Origin of the sequence: Streptomyces sp. ALB3 (assembly GCF_044385685.1) — a bacterium.
GTDB lineage: Bacteria > Actinomycetota > Actinomycetes > Streptomycetales > Streptomycetaceae > Streptomyces.
Genome location: NZ_JBISCE010000009.1, coordinates 112828 through 133037 on the forward strand (window position 1 = coordinate 112828; position 20210 = coordinate 133037).

The window sequence follows — 20210 nt, forward strand, 5'->3', positions numbered from 1 at the left end:
ACACGGCGTACACCGCTGTCCGCGGTGACACGGCGAAGGGAGCAGACATGACCGGCCGGAGCCCTCGGTCCTCCCGCGCGGTGGTCGTCGGCGGCGGCCTCGCCGGCGTCACCGCCGCGCTGCGTCTCGCCGACGCGGGGCTCGGCGTCACCCTGCTCGAGGGCCGTCCTCGGCTCGGCGGACTCGCCTTCTCCTTCCGGCGCGGAGACCTGTCGGTCGACAACGGCCAGCACGTCTACCTGCGTTGCTGCACGGCCTACCGCTGGTTCCTGGACCGGATCGAAGGGGCTCACCTCGCCCCGCTGCAGGACCGCCTCGACGTCCCCGTCCTCGACGTCGGCCGGCCCTCGGGACCGAGGCTCGGACGGCTGCGACGCACCGGCATGCCCGTCCCGCTGCACCTGGCCGCAGGACTCGCCGCCTACCCGCACCTCTCACCGGCCGAGAAGGCGGGCGTCGCCCGTGCCGCACTGGCGCTGGGCCGCCTCGACCCCGCCGACCCCGCGCTCGACGGCATCGACTTCGCCACCTGGCTCCGACGCCACGGCCAGTCCGACCGTGCCGTCGAAGCCCTCTGGGACCTCGTCGGCGTCGCCACGCTCAACGCCACGGCGGCGAACGCCTCCATGGCGCTCGCCGCGAAGGTCTTCAAGACCGGGCTCCTGTCCGAACCGGGGGCCGCCGACATCGGCTGGGCCGCCGTACCGCTCGGTGACCTGCACGACACGCTCGCCCGCAAGGCACTCGAATCGGCGGGGGTGCAGATCCACCTGCGCACCCGGGCGGGTTCCCTGGCCCGCGCCGAGAACGGCCGTTGGGCCGTCGAGACCGACGGTGAGCGCTTCGAGGCGGACACCGTCGTCCTGTCCGTACCGCAGGGGGAGGCCCACCGGCTGCTGCCGGAAGGGGCGCTCGACGATCCCGGGCGGCTGCTCGACCTCACCGACGCGCCGATCCTCAACGTCCATGTGGTCTACGACCGCAAGGTGCTGCGCCGGCCGTTCTTCGCCGCGCTCGGCTCGCCCGTGCAGTGGGTCTTCGACCGCACCGAGTCCTCCGGTCTCCAGGGTGGGGGACAGTACCTCGCGGTGTCCCAGTCCGCGGCCCAGGACGAGATCGACCTGCCCGTGGCGGAGCTGCGCAAGCGCTACGTGCCCGAGCTGGAACGGCTCCTCCCGGCGGCGCGGGGGGCCGGGATCCGCGACTTCTTCGTCACCCGGGAACGCACCGCGACCTTCGCGCCCACGCCGGGGGTGGGACGCCTGAGGCCGGGCACCCGCACGCGCGCCGCCGGGCTGCACCTGGCGGGGGCATGGACCGCGACCGGCTGGCCCGCCACGATGGAGGGCGCGGTCCGCAGCGGCTCCGGTGCCGCGGACGCCGCGCTCCAGGCCCTCGGCCGCCCACACGAACATCCGCTGCAGGAGGCGGCATGAGCAGTACCACCGGAACAAGAGGAGAGTCTGTGACCCCGGCGAATCCGGCTTACGACACCGTGGCGGACACCACGGACGTCACCGCGCTTCTGGAGCGTGGAAGGGCCCTGTCAGCGCCGGTGCTGCGAGCTGCCGTGGACCGGCTGGCGCCGCCCATGGACACCGTCGCGGCCTACCACTTCGGCTGGATCGACGCCCAGGGCCGGCCGGCCGACGGCGACGGGGGCAAGGCCGTGCGCCCCGCGCTCGCCCTGCTGTCCGCGGAGGCCGCGGGCGCCCCGGCGGAGGCCGGCATCCCCGGCGCCGTGGCCGTCGAACTCGTGCACAACTTCTCGCTGCTGCACGACGACCTGATGGACGGCGACGAGCAGCGCCGCCACCGGGACACCGTCTGGAAGGTGCACGGCCCCGCCCAGGCGATCCTCGTCGGCGACGCGCTCTTCGCCCTGGCCAACGAGATCCTGCTGGAGCTCGGCACCGTCGAGGCCGGGCGCGCCGCCCGCCGGCTGACCACGGCCAGCCGCAAGCTCATCGACGGACAGGCCCAGGACATCTCCTACGAGCACCGCGAGCGGGTCACCGTCGAGGAGTGCCTGGAGATGGAGGGCAACAAGACAGGGGCCCTGCTCGCCTGCGCCGTCTCGATCGGTGCCGTGCTCGGTGGAGCCGACGACCGTACGGCCGACGTCCTGGAGGCGTACGGCTACCACCTGGGCCTCGCCTTCCAGGCGGTCGACGACCTGCTCGGGATCTGGGGCGACCCGGAGTCCACGGGCAAGCAGACCTGGAGCGATCTGCGCCAGCGCAAGAAGTCCCTCCCCGTCGTCGCGGCACTCGCCGCGGGCGGACCCGCCTCCGAGCGTCTGGGCGAACTGCTCGCGGCCGACGCCAAGAGCAACGACTTCGACAGCTTCTCCGAAGAGGAGTTCGCCGCCCGGGCGGCGCTCATCGAGGAGGCCGGCGGCCGTGAGTGGACCGCCCAGGAAGCCCGCCGTCAGCACGCGGTAGCCATCGAGGCGCTGCACGGCGTCGACATGCCGGAACGAGTGCGGGCGCAGCTCACCGAGCTCGCCGACTTCGTGGTCGTACGAAAGAGATGATCACCATCCAGATATGACTCGCAGTCGCCGGCGGGCGCCCCACGGGGCGCCCGCCGACGGAGACCCCAGCACAGCAGAGGACCAGACTGCACGAAGGGGAAGCCATGACAGCGACGACAGACGGAAGCACCGGGGCCGCGAACCTCCGCGCAGCCTCGGCCGGCGTTCCGACCGAATCAACCATCGCCGCGGACGACATCCTGGCCGTCGCGCGGCGGGCCGCGGAATGCTCGGTGGAGCACCTCCTCGGCAGGCAGGACGAGCAGGGCTGGTGGAAGGGCGACCTCGCCACCAACGTCACCATGGACGCGGAGGACCTGCTGCTCCGCCAGTTCCTGGGGATCCAGGACCCGGACACCGTCAAGGCCGCCGCCCGCTTCATCCGGGGCGAGCAACTCGGCGACGGCACTTGGAACACCTTCTACGAGGGACCACCCGACCTCTCCGCCACCATCGAGGCGTACGTGGCCCTGCGGCTGGCCGGGGACCGGCCGGACGACCCGCACATGAGACGCGCGGCAGGCTGGGTCAGGGAGCAGGGCGGCATCGCCGAGGCCCGGGTCTTCACCCGCATCTGGCTCGCGCTCTTCGGCTGGTGGAAGTGGGACGACCTGCCGGAGCTCCCGCCCGAGCTGATGTTCTTCCCGAAGTGGGTGCCGCTGAACATCTACGACTTCGGCTGCTGGGCCCGCCAGACCATCGTGCCGCTCACCATCGTGTCCGCGATGCGGCCCGTACGTCCGGCCCCCTTCACCCTGGACGAACTGCACACCGACCCGGCGTGTCCCGGCCCGGCCAGACCCGCCGCTCCCGCCGCCAGCTGGGACGGCGTCTTCCAGCGGCTCGACAAGGCGCTGCACCTCTACCACAAGGTCGCCCCACGCCGACTGCGGCGCGTCGCCATGAACAGCGCCGCCCGATGGATCATCGAACGTCAGGAGAACGACGGCTGCTGGGGCGGCATCCAGCCGCCCGCGGTGTACTCGGTCATCGCCCTGCACCTGCTCGGCTACGACCTGGACCATCCGGTCATGCGAGCGGGACTGGAGTCGCTCGACCGGTTCGCCGTGTGGCGCGAGGACGGCGCCCGCATGATCGAGGCCTGTCAGTCCCCGGTCTGGGACACCTGCCTCGCGACCATCGCCCTCGCCGACGCGGGGGTGAGCCCCGACCATCCGGCGCTCGTGCGCGCGGCCGACTGGATGCTCGCCGAGGAGATCGTGCGCCCCGGCGACTGGTCCGTACGCAAACCCGGCCTGGCGCCGGGCGGATGGGCGTTCGAGTTCCACAACGACAACTACCCCGACATCGACGACACCGCCGAAGTCGTCCTGGCGCTGCGCCGTGTGCGCCACCCCGATCCCGCCAGGGTGGACGCGGCCATCGAGCGAGGAGTGCGGTGGAACCTCGGCATGCAGTCACGCAACGGCGCCTGGGGAGCCTTCGACGCGGACAACACCAGCCCCTTCCCCAACCGGCTGCCGTTCTGCGACTTCGGTGAGGTCATCGACCCGCCGTCGGCCGACGTCACCGGTCACGTGGTGGAGATGCTCGCCGTCGAGGGACGGGCGGCACACCCCCGTACCCGGCGGGGCATCGAGTGGCTGCTCGCCGAACAGGAGCCGAGCGGCGCCTGGTTCGGCCGGTGGGGCGTCAACTACATCTACGGGACAGGCTCGGTGGTGCCGGCGCTCGTCGCAGCCGGTCTGCCGGCCGCGCACCCCTCGGTGCGGCGGGCCGTCCACTGGCTGAAGTCCGTGCAGAACGACGACGGAGGCTGGGGCGAGGATCTGCGTTCCTACCGTGAGGAGAAGTGGATCGGACACGGCAGCTCGACCGCATCCCAGACGGCGTGGGCGCTGCTGGCCCTCCTGGCCGCGGGAGAGCGGGAGAGCAGGTCCGTGGAACGGGGGGTCGCCTGGCTGGCGAAGACCCAGCAGGCCGACGGTTCCTGGGACGAGCCGCACTTCACCGGGACGGGCTTCCCCTGGGACTTCTCCATCAACTACCACCTGTACCGGCAGGTCTTCCCCCTCACCGCACTCGGACGGTACGTGTTCGGTGACCCCTTCGCCACCGCCACGGGTATCGGCGCCGGCACGGGCAAGGGGGCCTGAGCCGATGGGTGGTGCGCCGGGGCCGCCCGGTCCCGCCACACCACTGCTGATCGCCTGCGCGCTGGGCATCGAGCGCCTGGCGCTGCGTACCGGCAGGAGGGGCGGTGCCCCGGGGCCCGGCCCCGTGAGCATCATCAGGTCCGGGATGGGCCCACGCGCCGCGGAGAGCGCCGTCCGCCACGCGCTGGGACGGGACGGGGCCGGCGGCACCGCGGTCATCGCCTCCGGCTTCTGCGCCGGTCTCGAACCCGGCATGCACCCGGGCGACCTCGTGGTGGCCGAGGAGACCCGGGACGCCGGCGGCACCACACCCTGCACGGCCACGGGCCTGCTGGTCGACGCCCTCGTCAGGGCGCTGCCCGGACGCACGGTGCACACCGGACCGCTCACCGGCTCCGGCCATGTCGTCCGGGGGCCGGAACGGGCCGGGCTCCGGGCCACCGGTGCCATCGCGGTGGACATGGAGTCCGCCGCCACCCTCCGCACGGCGGTGCGGACGGGTCCACGCCCGGTTGCGGCCGTACGGGTGGTCGTGGACGCTCCAGAGCATGAGCTGGTCCGTATCGGCACGGTCCGCGGTGGAATATCGGCATTCCGTGTTCTTCGTGCTGTCCTTCCGGCTTTCCATGAATGGCACCGATCTTTGCTGCTCCCCAGGAGGTGAGCCCAGATGGCCATGCCGCTCCGTCAGTCCATCAAGGTTGCGACGTATCTCTTCGAACAGAAGCTCCGCAAGCGGGAGAAGTTCCCGCTGATCGTCGAGCTGGAGCCCTTGTTCGCCTGCAACCTCGCGTGCGAGGGCTGCGGGAAGATCCAGCACCCGGCCGGAGTGCTCAAGCAGCGCATGCCGGTCGCGCAGGCGGTCGGGGCGGTCCTGGAATCAGGTGCCCCGATGGTCTCCATCGCCGGTGGAGAGCCGCTCATGCACCCGCAGATCGACGAGATCGTGCGCCAGCTGGTGGCGAAGAGGAAGTACGTGTTCCTCTGCACCAACGCCATGCTGATGCGCAAGAAGCTCGACAAGTTCACCCCGTCGCCCTACTTCGCCTTCGCGGTGCACATCGACGGGCTGCGCGAGCGGCACGACGAGTCGGTCGCCAAGGAGGGCGTCTTCGACGAGGCGGTCGAGGCGATGAAGGAGGCCAAACGGCGTGGTTTCCGGGTCACGACCAACTCCACCTTCTTCAACACCGACACCCCTCAGACCGTCATCGAGGTACTCAACTACCTCAATGACGAACTGAAGGTCGACGAAATGATGATCTCGCCCGCCTACGCCTACGAGAAGGCGCCCGACCAGGAGCACTTCCTGGGGGTCGAGCAGACCCGCGAGCTCTTCAAGAAGTCCTTCGCGGGCGGCAACCGCCGCCGCTGGAGGCTCAATCACTCGCCGCTCTTCCTCGACTTCCTGGAGGGAAAGGCCGACTTCCCGTGCACGGCCTGGGCCATCCCGAACTACTCGCTCTTCGGCTGGCAGCGGCCCTGCTATCTGATGAGCGACGGGTACGTCCCCACCTACAGGGAGCTCATCGAGGACACCGACTGGGACAAGTACGGCCGGGGCAAGGACCCGCGGTGCGCCAACTGCATGGCGCACTGCGGCTACGAGCCCACCGCGGTGCTCGCCACCATGGGATCGCTGAAGGAGTCCCTGCGGGCGGCGCGGGAGACCATCGGCGGGAGCCGGTGACGTCGTGACGACGGGCCGGCCGGCCGTTCCGGGGTGACCGGCCGGCCTTCGCGGAGCGCGGCCGTGCGCTCCGGGGCCGGGCCGGTGGGAGCAGCCGGGACGGGAGGCGTGCCGTGCGGTGCCGCGCACCGCACGGCGGCAGCGGAGACACGCCGACGAAGGGGAACGGCCATGAAGGACCAGCCGCCGGAATTCGATCTGGCGCGGCTCCTCGCGGAACGAGGCGCCGAACGCTACGAGCTGCACACCCGGCACCTGAACCACCAGTTGCCACGGATGCTGCACACCCTCGGTTTCGACAAGGTCTACGAGCGTGCCGAGGGCGCGTACTTCTGGGACGCGGAGGGCAACGACTACCTCGACATGCTCGCCGGCTTCGGCGTGATGGGGCTCGGCAGGCACCATCCCGTCGTACGGCGGGCGCTCCATGACGTCCTGGACGCGTCACTCGCCGACCTCACCCGCTTCGACTGCCAGCCGCTGCCCGGCCTGCTGGCCGAGAAGCTGCTGGCGCACAGCCCCCACCTGGACCGGGTCTTCTTCGGCAACAGCGGCACGGAGGCGGTCGAGACCGCGCTCAAGTTCGCCCGCTACGCCACTGGTAAGCCCCGGATCCTGTACTGCGACCACGCCTTCCACGGGCTGACGACGGGCTCGCTCTCCGTCAACGGCGAGAAGGGCTTCCGCGACGGGTTCGCGCCCCTGCTGCCCGACACGGCCGTCGCGCTCGGCGACCTCGACGCGCTGCGACGCGAACTGAGGCGGGGCGATGTCGCCGGACTGGTCGTGGAGCCCGTCCAGGGCAAGGGGGTCCATGCCGCGCCGCCCGGTTTCCTGCGGGAGGCGCAGGAGCTGCTGCGCCGGCACAAGGCCCTGCTCATCGCCGACGAGGTGCAGACCGGGCTCGGCAGGACCGGCGACTTCTACGCCTATCAGCACGAGGAGGGAGTCGAACCCGACCTCCTCTGTGTCGCCAAGGCACTCTCCGGCGGATACGTGCCGGTCGGTGCGACACTCGGCAGGGACTGGATCTTCAAGCGCGTCTACTCGTCCATGGACCGGGTCCTCGTCCACTCCGCGAGCTTCGGATCCAACGCCCAGGCCATGGCGGCCGGACTGGCCGTCCTCTCGGTGATGGAGCGGGAGGAGACCGTCGCGAACGCCCGCCGCACCGGTGATCTGCTCCGTGAACGGCTGGCCTCGCTCGTCGGCCGCTACGAACTGCTGCACGAGGTGCGCGGCCGTGGACTGATGATCGGGATCGAGTTCGGCCGGCCGTCCTCCCTCAAGCTCCGCAGCCGTTGGACGATGCTGCAGGCGGCGCGCAAGGGGCTCTTCGCGCAGATGGTGGTGGTGCCGCTGCTGCAGAAGCACCGGATCCTCACCCAGGTGTCAGGTGACCACCTGGAGGTGATCAAGCTGATTCCGCCGCTCGTGATCGGGGAACCGGAAGTCGAACGCTTCGTGTCCGCCTTCACCGCCGTCATGGACGACGCGCACAGCGGAGGCGGACTGATGTGGGACTTCGGCAGGACTCTCGTGAAGCAGGCCGTCGCCAACCGCTGAGGTGTGTTTGCCTCCGAGGCAAAAGATTTGCCTCAGAGGAAAGATCCTGGCCCAATGGAGGAATGAATCCTCCCGAAGCGGTGGCGGACGAGCTCCCGGGGATCGCGCCGCGCCTGCGCGACCTGCGCCGCAGCCGTGGCCTCACCCTGGAGACGGCGGCGGGACGCGCGGGGCTGTCCCCGGCCCACCTCTCCCGGCTCGAGACGGGCCGGAGGCAGCCATCGCTGCCGATGCTCCTCGGACTGGCCCGTGTCTACGGTACGACCGTCTCCGAGCTCCTGGGCGAGATGCCTACCGATCGTGACGCGATCGTCCGCGGCGGTCCGCCCGAAGGGGCGCCGCGCGGTACGGAAGCGGGCGGCTGGCTCTACCGGCAGGCCGGTGGGCCGGGCCGCGCCATGCAGGCCCTGCGGGTCCGTGTCCCGTACGGCGCTGAGGACGATCTCGTACGCGTGCATCCCGGCGAGGAATGGCTGTACGTCCTCGACGGCCGGCTGCGGGTGGTGCTCGGGGAGACCGTGCACGACCTCGAGCCGGGGGACAGCGCGCACTTCGACTCGCTCACCCCGCACCGCATCGCCGCGCTCGACGCCGACGGGGCGCGCCTGCTCTTCGTCCACACGCTGCTGCAGAGCCCGGCAGCCGAGCTGTGCCTGGGTGGCGGAACGCACCGGCTCTGATCCCGCACGCTCACCGCGCGCATTCCTCGCCACCCGCGCACCCTCGTCACCGCGCTCCCTTCGTCACCCCGGCCCGAGAGGCCGGAAGAGAGGAAAGCCATGTCGGATCCGGAGTACTACGACCCCGAGTACTATGACCCGCTCACGCCGCGCAGGCCGAAGACCGGGGACACGCAGGAACGCCGGATGCCCCGGGGGCTCGTGATCCGGCTCATCGCCTACCTGGTCGCCGGGCACGTCGTCGCGGCCTTCCTCTTCCTGCTCTTCACCGTTGCCGGCAAGGGATGATCCCCGGCGTCACGCGCCGTCGACGAGGCGCTCGCGCAGCTTCGCACGGGTCTCGTCGCTGATCTTCAGACCGTCGCGGAGGTAGCGGTCCGTGCTGCCCCAGATCTCCGCGATGGTGGCGAACGCCGCGTCCAGGTACTCGGCGCGGGCGCCGAAGAGCGGGTTGAGCAGTTCCATCACCTCGTCGGACATTCCTGCCGACGACATGTCGCTGCGACGGACCTTGTAGCGGCGGTGCGCGTCGTTCGACTTGAGGTAGTCGGCCTCGATGGCCTCCTTCTCGACCCCGACCGCGAGCAGCGAGACGGCGACGGACAGGCCCGCCCGGTCCTTGCCGGCCGCGCAGTGCATAAGCGCCGGGACGCTGTCCTCGGCAAGTGCGTGCAGCACGCGGCTGTGTTCGGCGGTGCGGTCCCTGATGATCGAACGGTACGAGGCGATCATGCGCTCCGACCCCTTGCCGTCGGCGAGGATCGAGCGCAGCTGCTGGATGTTCCCGTCGCGCACCAGCCGCCAGAACTCCGCGCCGTCGGCCGGGTCGGACAGAGGGATGCTGACATTCCGGACACCGGGGAGTTCCACGTCGAGTCCGTCGAGTTTGTGGTCCGCCGCGTTGCGGAAATCGAAGATCGTGTGCAGGCCGAGCCCGGCGAGGAACGCGGCGTCGGCCTCGGTGGCGTGGGCGAGGTGGCCGCTGCGGTAGAGGCGTCCGTAGCGCACGGTGCGGCCGTCCACCGTCGGAAGCCCCCCGACGTCACGGAAGTTGCGGACACCGGTCAGGCTGACCTCTGTCGGCTCGGGGCCGACCGGCGGGACCTCTGGCAGCTGCGTCACAAGGGCTCCTGGGGTGTCGGGCGCCGGCGCCGCTCGCCGACGGGGGCACGCCCGCGACGATACGACACGGCTGCAGTGGGCATGTGTCTCGGTCGCCCTTCGAGGCGTCAGGGGTGGCAGCCATGACATGTCCGTATTGGTGTATTTAGGCGAACATGCCCTGCTTGTGCGGCAGATGGTGTGAGGTGGGTGAGCGGGATCATATCCGTGACGGTGCGTGGTGAAGGCGCCGACGGGTATTCCTGATGCCGTGCGGAAATCCAAGATCCCTTATCCACGGAGTGTGACGGGAATTCCGTACCGGAAATGAAGCATGGATTCCGGTACGCATTCCGCGGCTTGTTCGTGGGGACCCGGCTCGCTTACGGTCACGGTCAATCCGGACGGAACGCCTAATCCTGCCGCCGCCCGGAATCCGCACCGACTCACGTGTGGCAGGAGCGGGGGAACCAGGTAGGCCGCCGGCCGGAGGGATCCGGACGGCTCGGGGTCAAGTCGCGCACCGCGCGGCCGGGCAGCTCCAGTCCGAACCCGACAGCTCACCTCGCAGGCGCCGGAGAGGAATGCCCCATGCCCGCAAAAGGCAAGCACCGTCGTACGAAGACCGGCCCGATCTCCCGTGGCGTTCTTGCCGCAGGGACCGGCGGCGCCGTTCTCGCCCTTCCGCTGATCGGCGCCACCGGCGCCCACGCGGCGGAGCAGGCGGCACCGGCCGCCACGTCCGTCGCCGCGCACAGCGCCCCCGCGTCGGCGGCGAAGGCCACCCCGAAGACCTATTCCGTGGTCTCCGGCGACTACCTGGCCAAGATCGCGGCCGACCAGAAGGTCAAGGGCGGCTGGCAGAAGCTGTACCAGGACAACCGTGACGTCGTCGGCGAGAACCCGAGCCTGATCTTCCCGGGCATGAAGCTGACCCTCGCCGCCAAGGCGTCGGGACCGGCCGAGAAGCCCGCCGAGGCGGCTCCCTCGAAGGCGAAGTCCGCCGCCCCGGCCGAGAAGTCCGCGGCTCCGGCCGAGAAGGCCGCCGCCCCGGCCGAGAAGGCGGAGGAGAAGGCCGCGGCGACCACCGGATCCGGTGCCTCACAGAGCAGCGGCTCCGGCTACGTGAGCCCGGTCGAGAACGGCGGCGTCAGCACTCAGTACCGCGCCTCCGGCGCCAGCTGGTCCAGCGGCTACCACACGGGCTCCGACTTCCAGGCGGCCTCCGGCACCAGCGTCCGCTCCATCGGCCCGGGCACCGTGGTCTCCGCGGGCTGGAGCGGCTCGTACGGCAACGAGGTCGTCATCCAGCACACCGACGGCATGTACTCCCAGTACGCGCACCTGTCCTCCCTCGCGGTCTCGGCCGGACAGACGGTGACCGGCGGCCAGCAGATCGGCCTCTCCGGCTCCACCGGCAACTCCACGGGCCCGCACCTCCACTTCGAGGTCCGGACCGGCCCGAGCTACGGCTCGGACGTCGACCCGATCGCCTACCTGCGTTCGCACGGCGTCTCGATCTGAGGCACAGCACCTGACGGTGCGTGAAAGGGGCGGTGCGCTGCGGCGCACCGCCCCTCTCCTTATTCCGGCTTTACCAAAAACTGACCGGGTGGTCTTTCTCACCACCCGTCAACCCCTTATTACGGTCGCGTAGGTCACATTCGAGGGTGCAGGATAAGCCCTTGTGGCAGACGATTCGAGAAACAGACAACGAGGCACCATCGGGTCGTACGCAGCGATCGGCGACAGCTTCACCGAAGGGGTCGGGGACCCGGGCCCCGGCGGGACGCTCGTCGGCTGGGCGGACCGGCTAGCGGTCCTCCTCGCGGACCAGCTCCCCGTCCCCGGTGCGGTGGTGGGCCCCGCGGACGACACGCACGGAAATTTCCGGTACGCCAATCTCGCCGTACGCGGACGCCTCCTCGACCAGATAGTCGAGGAACAGGTCCCCCGCGCCAAGGAGCTGGCACCTGACCTGGTGAGCTTCTGCGCGGGCGGGAACGACATCCTGCGTCCCGGTTCGGACCCGGACGACGTGGCGGAACGCTTCGAGCGCGCGGTAGCCGAGCTCACGCAGGCGGTCGGCACCGTCATGGTCACCACCGGCTTCGACACCCGTGGGATCCCCGTGCTCAAGCATCTGCGGGGCAAGATCGCCATGTACACCGCACACGTGCGGTCCATCGCGGACCGCTACGACTGCCCGGTGCTGGACCTGTGGTCCCTGCGGTCCGTGCAGGACAGGCGGGCCTGGGACAACGACCGGCTGCACCTCTCCGCGGAGGGGCACACCCGGGTCGCGCTGCGCGCCGCCCAGGTGCTCGGGCTCGACGTACCGGCCGACCCCGATCAGGTGTGGCCTCCGCTGGCGCAGCGTGGAGCACTCGAGGTCCGGCGCGACGACATCCAGTGGGCGCGTGAGTACCTGGTCCCGTGGATCGGCCGCCGACTGCGGGGCGAGTCCTCCGGGGACCACGTCGCGGCCAAACGGCCCGATCTGCTGCCGCTCTGACCTGCCGTCCGCCGAGGCGCGTCAGCGGGTGACGAGGGGGGTGGGGTGCCGGGCGGTCCGCGTCCGCCCGGAGCGGGCTCACGCGCCGGGCGGGCGGACACCCGCTCCAGCACACCGCCCGCGAGCCCCCTGGGGGACGCAAGCCGCGTCCGGCGGCCTCAGGCGGTCAGGACCTCGTGGTCGATGCCGAGTTCGCGGGCGAGGGCCTCTTCCGTCCACTGCAGCATGGTGGCCCGGGAGAGCGGACCGGCGTACGAGGTCATCTGGACGGCCAGCCCGTCCAGGAGGGCTGTCAGCCGCCAGGCCACGGACATCGGATCCTCGCAGTGGAACTCACCCGCCGCCGCGCCCTCCTCGATGACCTCGGCCAGCTCCGCCTTCCACTGCTGGTCGAGGTCTCCGGCCACGTCGCGCAGCACCGGATCACGCAGGGAGGACGCCCAGCCCTCGATCCACAGCCGCCACCCCTTGGCCTGCCCGGTCGGCGCGTACCAGCGGACGGCCGCCCTGAGCCGGCGGACCGCGCTGGTACGGCGGGTCAGCAGCTTGCGAAGATGGGCGAGATCGGCTTCCGCGGCGTAGGCGAACGCGGCGGCGACCAGCTTCTCCTTGGACGAGAAGTGGTACAGCACCAGGGCGTTGCTCACCCCGAGAACAGCGGCCACATCGGCGATCCGGACCGCGGAGACGCCGCGCACCTCGATCTGCTCGACGGCAGCGCGCAGGAGCTCTTCACGACGCTCCGCCACGCTCAGCCGTACTCTTGCCACCCGGTTACCTTAGCCAACGCCGTGGACGTGGCCGCCGCCCCGGTCCCCGGCCTCCACCGGCACCACCCGAACCGCTCCGCCATGACCGGCAGCCGGGCCGCGGCGAGCACCCCGGACGCGGAATCCTGCGGAGTGTGTGGACGTTGGAGTCGGCATGACGGACTTCGAACCAGGGCGCGCGGCGCTGCTCCGCATCCTCGGGGAGTACGACGGCGGGGTGCCCGTCACGCTCAAGCCGGACGGCAGGCCCCGGCTGTCCAACGTGCATCACGCCTACTACCCCGAAGGCGGGCTGATCCGTGCGTCCGTCACCGAAGGCCGGGCGAAGACCCGCGACCTTCGCCGGGATCCGCGAGCGAGCCATCACGCGCTGGACCGTCGCCGACGGGGTGACGGTTCAGGACGCGGAGTGGTCCTGACCCTGCGGATCGACCACGTCCACGGCCGGCCGGCCGCCTGACGCGGCACCTCCTGCGGGACGGCCGCGGGAGTGCGCCCCGGGACGCACCCTCCCCGGTCGGACTCCCGCCCCGCCGAACCTCCCGACCATAATGAGAAGACCGACTCCCTCAGGAGATGCTGTGACCGGCGCCGACCACCAGTCCTCGCTTCGTACCCGACTCCGCTCGCTGCGCCCCGACGCCTTCGGAGCGGACCCGGCCGGAGCCCGGATGGAGCGGATCCGCCGCTCGCCCAACTTCGCCGACGGAGTGTTCCAGAACCCGGAAGGGGCGCGGACCAGGCCCTCCGGCTCCATGCTCGAATTCGCCAAGGTGTACTTCCGCAAGGAGGAACGGGTCCGTAGGTCCCCGCTCGGTACCGTGCCCGTCCATGCCACGACCCTGGCCGATCTGGCCACGCCGCCGGCGACGGGCCTGCGGGTGACCTGGCTGGGCCACTCCAGCGTCCTCGTCGAGATCGACGGCCGCAGGGTGCTGTTCGACCCGGTGTGGGGCGAGCGCTGCTCGCCCTTCCCGTTCGCCGGACCCAAGCGGCTGCACCCCGTCCCACTGCCGCTCGCCTCGCTCGGGCCCGTCGACGCCGTCGTGATCTCCCACGACCACTACGACCACCTCGACCTGCCCACGATCAGGACTCTGGCCGGGACGGACACGGTCTTCGCGGTGCCCCTCGGCGTCGGTGCCCACCTGGAGCGGTGGGGGGTGCCCGTGGAACGGGTCCACGAGCTCGACTGGAACGAGACGGCGCACGTCGCGGGTATCGGCTTGACGGCCACCCCGGCGCGGCACTTCTGCGGGCGCGGTCTGCGCAACCAGCAGCACACGCTCTGGGCGTCGTGGGCCGTCGCGGGCCCGGAGCACCGTGTCTTCCACAGCGGGGACACCGGCTACTTCTCCGGTTTCCGTGAGATCGGGGCGGAGCACGGCCCCTTCGACGTGACGATGATTCAGGTCGGCGCCTATGCGGAGTACTGGCCCGACATCCACATGACTCCGGCCGAGGGCATGCGTGCCCATCTGGACCTCCAGGGCGGGAAGCCGCACGGCGCGCTGCTGCCGATCCACTGGGGCACCTTCAACCTGGCCCCGCATCCGTGGGCGGAACCCGGGGAGTGGATGAAGGACGCCGGGGAGGAGTCAGGGCAGAAGGTGGCACTCCCTCAGCCGGGGGAGCCGTTCGAGCCGGCGGGCAGTGTTCCCTCGGACCCCTGGTGGCGGGCGGTCTCCACCCCTGTCGCACATCCGTGGCGTGGCGCCGGGGTGACGGACGCCGTACCCGTCCACAAGGAAGAAGTCGACCTCGCGGGCGAGCGATGACGGAGGGCAGCCGGAATTTCGGCGAGCTCGTTCGGTCCCTGGGTGACATGCCGTCGGTCAGTCGCCGGCTCACTGCTGCTCATCACCGGGAGCTCGGGGCACGTTGATGGCGAGAACGGCGGTGTCGGCGTCCACGCCGGTGCCGAAGGTGTCGAGCAGGTCGCGGACCGCGTCGATCGTCGCTGTTGCGGTGGTGGGCGCGAGGCTGCGGCCGAAGTCGAGGAACGCGTCGTCGCCGTAGCGGTCCCCGCGGCCGGTGGTGGCGTGGACGTGGGCCTCGGTGAGTCCGTCGGTGTGCAGGAGCAGGGTGTCGCCCGGGTCCAGGCGCAGGGTGGTGGTGGTGATGCGGGCGTCGGGCAGGACGCCGATGAGCTGTCCGCCGGGGGTGGGGAGGAAGTCGGCGGTGCCGTCCGCGCGCATCAGCAGGGCCGGGGGGTGTCCGCCGCTGGCCAGGGTGATGCGGAAGCCGCCCTGGTCGCCGTCGGGTGTGAGCACGCCGAAGATCACGGTGCAGAAGCGTGGGTCGGTGCCGTTGTACTCGTGGTTCAGCACGGTGTTGAGGTTGCCGAGTACGGCCGCCGGGTCGGGGTCGTAGACGGCGGCGGCGCGCAGGGTGTAGCGGGCCAGGGAGGTGATGGCCGCGGCGGCGGCGCCCTTGCCGCACACGTCCCCCAGGAAGAGACCCCAGGTGCCGGCCGCGAGAGGGAAGAGGTCGTAGAAGTCGCCGCCGACCTCGTCGGCGGAGGCTATGTGGTAGTGCGCGGAGACGTCCAGGCCGGGCACGTTCGCCAGGGCCGGTGGCAGGAGAGTCCTCTGCAGGGTGGTGTTCAGGGCTCGGAGGCGGTCGCGTTCCTTGTCGGCTTCCTGGCGGGCGCGCAGCAACTCGGTCTCGTAGGCGCGGCGGTCACGGGCATCGAAAAGGGTGGTGCGGATCAGGAAGGGCTGTCCCTCGCTGCCCGTTCTCACCGTTGAGGTGACCAGTACCGGTAGGCGGGTGCCGTCGGCGGCTTCGAGCTCCAGGGCGACGCCGCTGATCTCACCGTGCATCCGCAGCGTGGGAGCGAAGTGGGTCTCGTAGTAGAGGCGGCCGCCCACGGTCAGCAGGTCGGAGAAGTACTTGCGGCCGACCACGTCGTCGCGTCGGTAACCGAGCCAGTCCAGCAAGGTCGTGTTGATCTTCGCGATCTGCCCGTCCAGGAGGGTGGAGAGGTAACCGCAGTGCGCGTGCTCGTACAGATCCTCCGCGCTGTCCTCCAGTAGGGCGGAGAACTCGGCCTGCTCCTGTGGTGGCCTGTCCTCTTCCCCCGGTGCACCGTCTTCCCCGCCGTTCGTCCTGCTCGTCACCAGGTGGCTCCCGCGAAGGCGGCGACCACCGCGGCGGTCCTCTCCGGGGCCGTCTTCACGTGGCCGCACGCGCCCGCCTCCGGCCGGGCGACGGCATCGCTGGAACACCGGGACACCAGGGCCGGCACCCGCACGTGGGGGAGGTCAGCGCGGTCGTCGGACAGGAACGTCACCCGGGGGAACGCCCGCGCGACGTCCGGATCGGTGCGGCCCAGCCCCAACTCCCTTACACCACCGGCTTTCCCGTCCAGCGAGACATACGGCTCCCGGGCCACCGGACGCCACATGTCCTGGTCGCACCCGCGCCCGTGCGCGAGCGCGACCACCGGACCACCGGTCCGCCCGGTCACCCGCCCGTGACTCCCGCTCCGCACATCCATACGGCATATCGTCGCAGACACGTCCCGAGCCACTTCGCCCGCTCTCGCGGCAGCTGCCCGCCAGGCGCGTGACTCGTACCGCGGTCGCAGGCGTCCGGTGCCGTCGACAGGTGGGCAGGCCCGGTCTGCGCCATCGCGGGCTCCGGACGGGAGGTGGTCATCACCGTCCGGGCCCGTGACTCGCGCTCGGGACCGCGGGCCTGCGGTAGACAGGTGGTCCGATACGCCGACCACGACCGCGACTACACCCTGGTCACCGGAATCCGGCAGACCGTGCGGCTGGAGCCGGTCGACGAGACGCACCTGCGGCGCCCACGGACCACCCCGGACCCGGCCGGATCCGCCTGTCGTCCGGAGCTCCCGCTGTCCGGCGACCTCCCGGGCCACCGGGTGCACGCGCCGACCTCGACCACGCGCCCCCGACTCCCCCCCGTCCCCGCCGACCGGAGGCGCGAGCGGGCCCCGGCGGCCCGCACCTCCACGGCCTCCTGCTCGAATCCGGAGCCGGGCCCGGGCGGGGCGGGGAGTGGGACACCGCGGGCTCGGCAGGTCTCCGCCCGAGCTCCGCATAACGCGCTCACCTTGTGCCGTGGCGTACGGGGATAGGGGGGTGATAGGGGAAAGCGAAGGGGGAGGCCGGAGTGAATTGCTGCGATAGCGTCACGCCCCGCATCGACCCCTTCGCTGAAAGAGTGTGCAATTCATGGGACTTTCTCCGCAGTCATTCGAATTCCCCGCCTGGCCGCAGTACGGGGACGAGGAGCGGACGGCGCTGCACCGTGCTCTCGACCAGGGGCAATGGTGGCGCATCGGAGGCAGTGAGGTCGACACCTTCGAGCAGGAGTTCGCCGATTACCACGGCGCCCCGTACGCCCTCGCGGTGACCAACGGGACGCATGCGCTGGAGCTGGCGCTGCAGGTCCTCGGGGTCGGTCCCGGATCCGAAGTCATCGTCCCCGCATTCACTTTCATCTCCTCCTCGCAGGCGGCGCAGCGGCTGGGTGCGGTGGCCGTTCCGGTGGATGTCGACCCGGACACGTACTGCATCGATCCGGCCGCCGTCGCCGCTGCGACAGGCCCCAGGACCAAGGTCGTCATGCCGGTCCACATGGCGGGCCAGGTGGCGGACATGGACGCGCTGGACAAGCTGGCCGCCGACGCGGGCGTGGCGATCCTGCAGGACGCGGCGCACGCCCACGGTGCGCGGTGGCAGGGGAGGAAGGTCGGCGATCTCGGGTCCGTGGCAGCCTTCAGCTTCCAGAACGGCAAGCTCATGACCGCGGGCGAGGGCGGCGCGGTGACCTTCCCGACGCGTGAGCTGTACGACAGGGCGTTCCTGCGGCACAGCTGCGGGCGGCCCCCGACGGACCGCAAGTACTTCCACAACACCTCGGGTTCCAACTTCCGGATGAACGAGTTCAGCGCGTCGGTGCTCCGCGCGCAGCTGGGGCGGCTGGCCGGCCAGATCGACACGCGTGAGGAGCGCTGGCCGCTGCTGGCGAGCCTGCTCGCCGAGATCCCCGGGGTCGTACCCCAGAAAAGGGACGGGCGCAACGACCGCAATCCGCACTACATGGCCATGTTCCGGGTCCCCGGACTGGGCGAGGAGCGGCGCAACGCCCTCGTGGACGCACTGATCGAGCGCGGACTCCCGGCCTTCGTCGGCTTCCGCGCGATCTACCGCAGCGACGGCTTCTGGGAGTCCTCCGCCCCGGACGAGTCCGTGGAGGACATCGCCCGCCGCTGCCCCAACTCCGAGGCGCTCACCCAAGACTCCGTGTGGCTGCACCACCGGACACTGCTGGGCACCGAACAGCAGATGCACGACATCGCGGCTGTCATCGCCGAGAGCATGGCCAAGGCGTGAACGGGCCCGTCCGTGTCGTGGTGGTCGGGATGGGCTGGGCCGGCCGCGAGATCTGGCTTCCACGGCTGAAGGAGCATCCCGGCTTCGAGGTCGTCGCCGTGGTCGATCCGGCGGCAGGTACGGCGGATCCGGGAGTACCGCTGCTGGGAGACGTCGCGGAGATCGCGCCCGGGACGGTCGACCTCGCGGTCGTCGCCGTGCCGAACCACCTCCACGCCGTCATCGCCGAGGAGCTGCTGCTCAGGGGCGTCCCCGTCTTCCTGGAGAAGCCGGTGTGCCTGACGTCGGCGGAGGCCGGCCGGCTGGCGGAAGCGGAGCGGAGCGGAGGCGCCGTACTGCTCGCCGGCAGCGCGGCCAGGTACCGGGCCGACGTCCGGGCGCTGTACGAGCGGACGGCGGAGGTCGGACAGCTCCGGCACATCGACGTGTCCTGGGTGCGGGCCCGTGGCGTTCCCGACTCGGGTGGCTGGTTCACACAGGCGCAGCTCGCGGGCGGCGGCGCGCTGGTGGACCTCGGCTGGCACCTGCTGGACAGCATCGCGCCGATTCTGGGCCCGGCCGCCCTGACACAGGTGGCCGGCACGCTGTCCGACGACTTCGTCAACGCGTCGGGTGCGCGGGCCGGATGGCGTGACGCTCCAGTGGCGGCGGGCGCCGGAGCGGGAGGCGGAGACGTCGAGGACACGGTCCGGGCCTTCCTGGTCACGGAGGACGGTGTCTCGGTGGCGCTTCGCGCGAGCTGGGCGTCGCACGAGGCGCGCGACGTCACGCTGATCAGGGTCGAGGGCAGTGCGGGTGTGGCGTCGCTGCGCTGCACGTTCGGGTTCAGCCCCAACCGCGAGGGGGGATCCGCCCTGACGTTCACCAGCGGCGGAGAGACGACCCGGGTGCCGTTGACGGCCGAACCCATCGGTGCCGAGTACGACCGGCAGCTCGACGAACTGCCCGGGCTGCTGGGCGAACCGGCCATGGCAGGACGGGCGGTGGCGGACGCCCGGCGGAACATCGGGGTCATCGAGCGCCTCTACGCCTGCGCCCGCCAGAACAACTCGGACGACGAACCGATCAGGGAGTACCAGATGGACAGGCGCATGACGGGGCTCACCGGCGACACGCCCGCTGTCGGCCCGCTGGAGCACCCCAGGAGCGTGGTCGTGTTCGACCTCGACGGGGTGCTGGTGGACAGCACCGAGGTGATGCGCGAGGCGTTCTCGATCGCGTACGCGGAGGTCGTCGGCGAAGGACCGGCGCCGTTCGCGGAGTACAACCGGCATCTGGGCCGGTACTTCCCCGACATCATGCGGATCATGGATCTGCCCCTCGCGATGGAGGAGCCGTTCGTGAGGGAGAGCTACCGGATGGCTCATCTGGTGCCCATGTTCGACGGGGTGCCGGAGATGCTGCACACACTGCGTGAGCGGGGCATCAGGCTCGCGGTGGCGACGGGGAAGAGCGGGCCGCGGGCGCGGTCGCTGCTGTCGCAGCTGGGGGTGCTCGACCTCTTCGACCACGTGATCGGGTCGGACGAGATAGCCCGTCCGAAACCGGCTCCTGACATCGTCCTGCGGGCTCTGGAGCTGCTCGGCGCCGAGCCCGACGACGCGGTGATGGTGGGAGACGCGGTGACCGACATAGCGAGTGCCCACGGTGCGGGAGTCGCGGCCCTGGCGGCACTGTGGGGGGAGACCGACGAGCCGGCGTTGCTCGCCGCGGCGCCGGACGCGGTGCTGCAGAAGCCGGGCGACCTGCTCGCGCTGTGGCCGGCCGCAGTCGCCGGCTGACCGGCCCCTCAGCCGGCCGCCGGCGTGCGGTGGCCGGCCGGCCCGGCCATGGCGGCGCCCTGCTTCCCGGTCGCGCATCCCGACG

General features: G+C 71.1%; 18 protein-coding genes and 1 riboswitch. Of the genes, 14 read left to right on the forward strand and 4 right to left on the reverse strand.

The window, feature by feature from the left end:
* Window positions 1–47 precede the first annotated feature (47 nt).
* The 8 genes from hpnE (at window position 48) to ACHFIV_RS11050 (ending at window position 8877) form a co-directional block, all read left to right on the forward strand.
* Window positions 48–1436, forward strand: a complete 1389-nt coding sequence (hpnE, locus tag ACHFIV_RS11015) for a hydroxysqualene dehydroxylase HpnE (RefSeq protein ID WP_398966266.1) — start codon at window positions 48–50, stop codon at window positions 1434–1436.
* Window positions 1433–2536: a polyprenyl synthetase family protein gene (locus ACHFIV_RS11020; RefSeq protein ID WP_398966268.1), complete on the forward strand. Its 1104-nt coding sequence runs from the start codon at window positions 1433–1435 to the stop codon at window positions 2534–2536. Before hpnE ends, ACHFIV_RS11020 begins: the two co-directional genes overlap by 4 nt.
* 104 nt (window positions 2537–2640) lie before the next feature.
* Entirely contained in the window at window positions 2641–4653 is a 2013-nt protein-coding gene (gene shc, locus ACHFIV_RS11025) for a squalene--hopene cyclase (protein WP_398966270.1), read from the forward strand.
* A 4-nt stretch (window positions 4654–4657) separates the two neighbouring features.
* The gene (locus ACHFIV_RS11030; protein ID WP_398966272.1) at window positions 4658–5317 is read left to right on the forward strand and encodes a phosphorylase family protein; all 660 of its coding nucleotides are present in this window, start codon (window positions 4658–4660) and stop codon (window positions 5315–5317) included.
* Window positions 5318–5323: 6 nt separating this feature from the next.
* On the forward strand, window positions 5324–6343 hold the full coding sequence (gene hpnH / locus ACHFIV_RS11035) for an adenosyl-hopene transferase HpnH (protein ID WP_398966275.1): 1020 nt from the start codon (window positions 5324–5326) through the stop codon (window positions 6341–6343).
* Window positions 6344–6514: 171 nt separating this feature from the next.
* Window positions 6515–7909, forward strand: coding sequence for an aspartate aminotransferase family protein (locus ACHFIV_RS11040; protein ID WP_398966278.1), 1395 nt, complete (start codon window positions 6515–6517; stop codon window positions 7907–7909).
* A 62-nt stretch (window positions 7910–7971) separates the two neighbouring features.
* Window positions 7972–8589, forward strand: coding sequence for a helix-turn-helix domain-containing protein (locus tag ACHFIV_RS11045; protein ID WP_398966281.1), 618 nt, complete (start codon window positions 7972–7974; stop codon window positions 8587–8589).
* Window positions 8590–8688: 99 nt separating this feature from the next.
* The gene (locus ACHFIV_RS11050) at window positions 8689–8877 is read left to right on the forward strand and encodes a DUF6126 family protein (protein ID WP_398966283.1); all 189 of its coding nucleotides are present in this window, start codon (window positions 8689–8691) and stop codon (window positions 8875–8877) included.
* A 9-nt stretch (window positions 8878–8886) separates the two neighbouring features.
* On the opposite strand, the gene ACHFIV_RS11055 is transcribed toward ACHFIV_RS11050, so the two are convergent.
* Window positions 8887–9711 carry a tyrosine-protein phosphatase gene (locus ACHFIV_RS11055; protein ID WP_398966286.1) on the reverse strand — a complete coding sequence of 275 codons (825 nt, stop codon included), beginning with the start codon at window positions 9709–9711 and terminating at the stop codon, window positions 8887–8889.
* Window positions 9712–10119: 408 nt separating this feature from the next.
* Window positions 10120–10277, forward strand: a riboswitch (cyclic di-AMP (ydaO/yuaA leader).
* A 4-nt stretch (window positions 10278–10281) separates the two neighbouring features.
* Between ACHFIV_RS11055 and ACHFIV_RS11060 the strand changes: the two genes are divergently transcribed.
* Window positions 10282–11214: a M23 family metallopeptidase gene (locus tag ACHFIV_RS11060; protein ID WP_398966289.1), complete on the forward strand. Its 933-nt coding sequence runs from the start codon at window positions 10282–10284 to the stop codon at window positions 11212–11214.
* A gap of 163 nt (window positions 11215–11377) precedes the next feature.
* Window positions 11378–12205, forward strand: a complete 828-nt coding sequence (locus ACHFIV_RS11065) for an SGNH/GDSL hydrolase family protein (protein WP_398966292.1) — start codon at window positions 11378–11380, stop codon at window positions 12203–12205.
* A 158-nt stretch (window positions 12206–12363) separates the two neighbouring features.
* On the opposite strand, the gene ACHFIV_RS11070 is transcribed toward ACHFIV_RS11065, so the two are convergent.
* On the reverse strand, window positions 12364–12975 hold the full coding sequence (locus tag ACHFIV_RS11070; protein ID WP_398966295.1) for a TetR/AcrR family transcriptional regulator: 612 nt from the start codon (window positions 12973–12975) through the stop codon (window positions 12364–12366).
* Window positions 12976–13129: 154 nt separating this feature from the next.
* On the opposite strand from ACHFIV_RS11070, the gene ACHFIV_RS11075 reads away from it, so the two are divergent.
* Window positions 13130–13435 (forward strand): pyridoxamine 5'-phosphate oxidase family protein, encoded by a 306-nt coding sequence (locus ACHFIV_RS11075; protein WP_398966297.1) that lies wholly within the window; start codon window positions 13130–13132, stop codon window positions 13433–13435.
* Window positions 13436–13556: 121 nt separating this feature from the next.
* Window positions 13557–14753: an MBL fold metallo-hydrolase gene (locus ACHFIV_RS11080; protein WP_398966299.1), complete on the forward strand. Its 1197-nt coding sequence runs from the start codon at window positions 13557–13559 to the stop codon at window positions 14751–14753.
* A 69-nt stretch (window positions 14754–14822) separates the two neighbouring features.
* Here the strand turns inward: ACHFIV_RS11080 and ACHFIV_RS11085 are convergent, their stop codons facing one another.
* Both ACHFIV_RS11085 and ACHFIV_RS11090 read right to left on the reverse strand, forming a co-directional pair.
* A complete protein-coding gene (locus ACHFIV_RS11085; RefSeq protein WP_398966302.1) occupies window positions 14823–16097 on the reverse strand; it encodes a PP2C family protein-serine/threonine phosphatase in 1275 nt (424 codons plus the stop codon).
* Entirely contained in the window at window positions 16094–16477 is a 384-nt protein-coding gene (locus ACHFIV_RS11090; protein ID WP_398966305.1) for a hypothetical protein, read from the reverse strand. The genes ACHFIV_RS11085 and ACHFIV_RS11090 overlap by 4 nt, the downstream gene beginning before the upstream one ends.
* Window positions 16478–17180: 703 nt before the next feature.
* Here ACHFIV_RS11090 and ACHFIV_RS11095 point away from each other — a divergent pair.
* Both ACHFIV_RS11095 and ACHFIV_RS11100 read left to right on the forward strand, forming a co-directional pair.
* Window positions 17181–18344, forward strand: coding sequence for a DegT/DnrJ/EryC1/StrS family aminotransferase (locus ACHFIV_RS11095; protein ID WP_398966308.1), 1164 nt, complete (start codon window positions 17181–17183; stop codon window positions 18342–18344).
* A complete protein-coding gene (locus tag ACHFIV_RS11100; protein WP_398966311.1) occupies window positions 18341–20125 on the forward strand; it encodes an HAD-IA family hydrolase in 1785 nt (594 codons plus the stop codon). Before ACHFIV_RS11095 ends, ACHFIV_RS11100 begins: the two co-directional genes overlap by 4 nt.
* The last annotated feature ends 85 nt before the right edge of the window (window positions 20126–20210 follow it).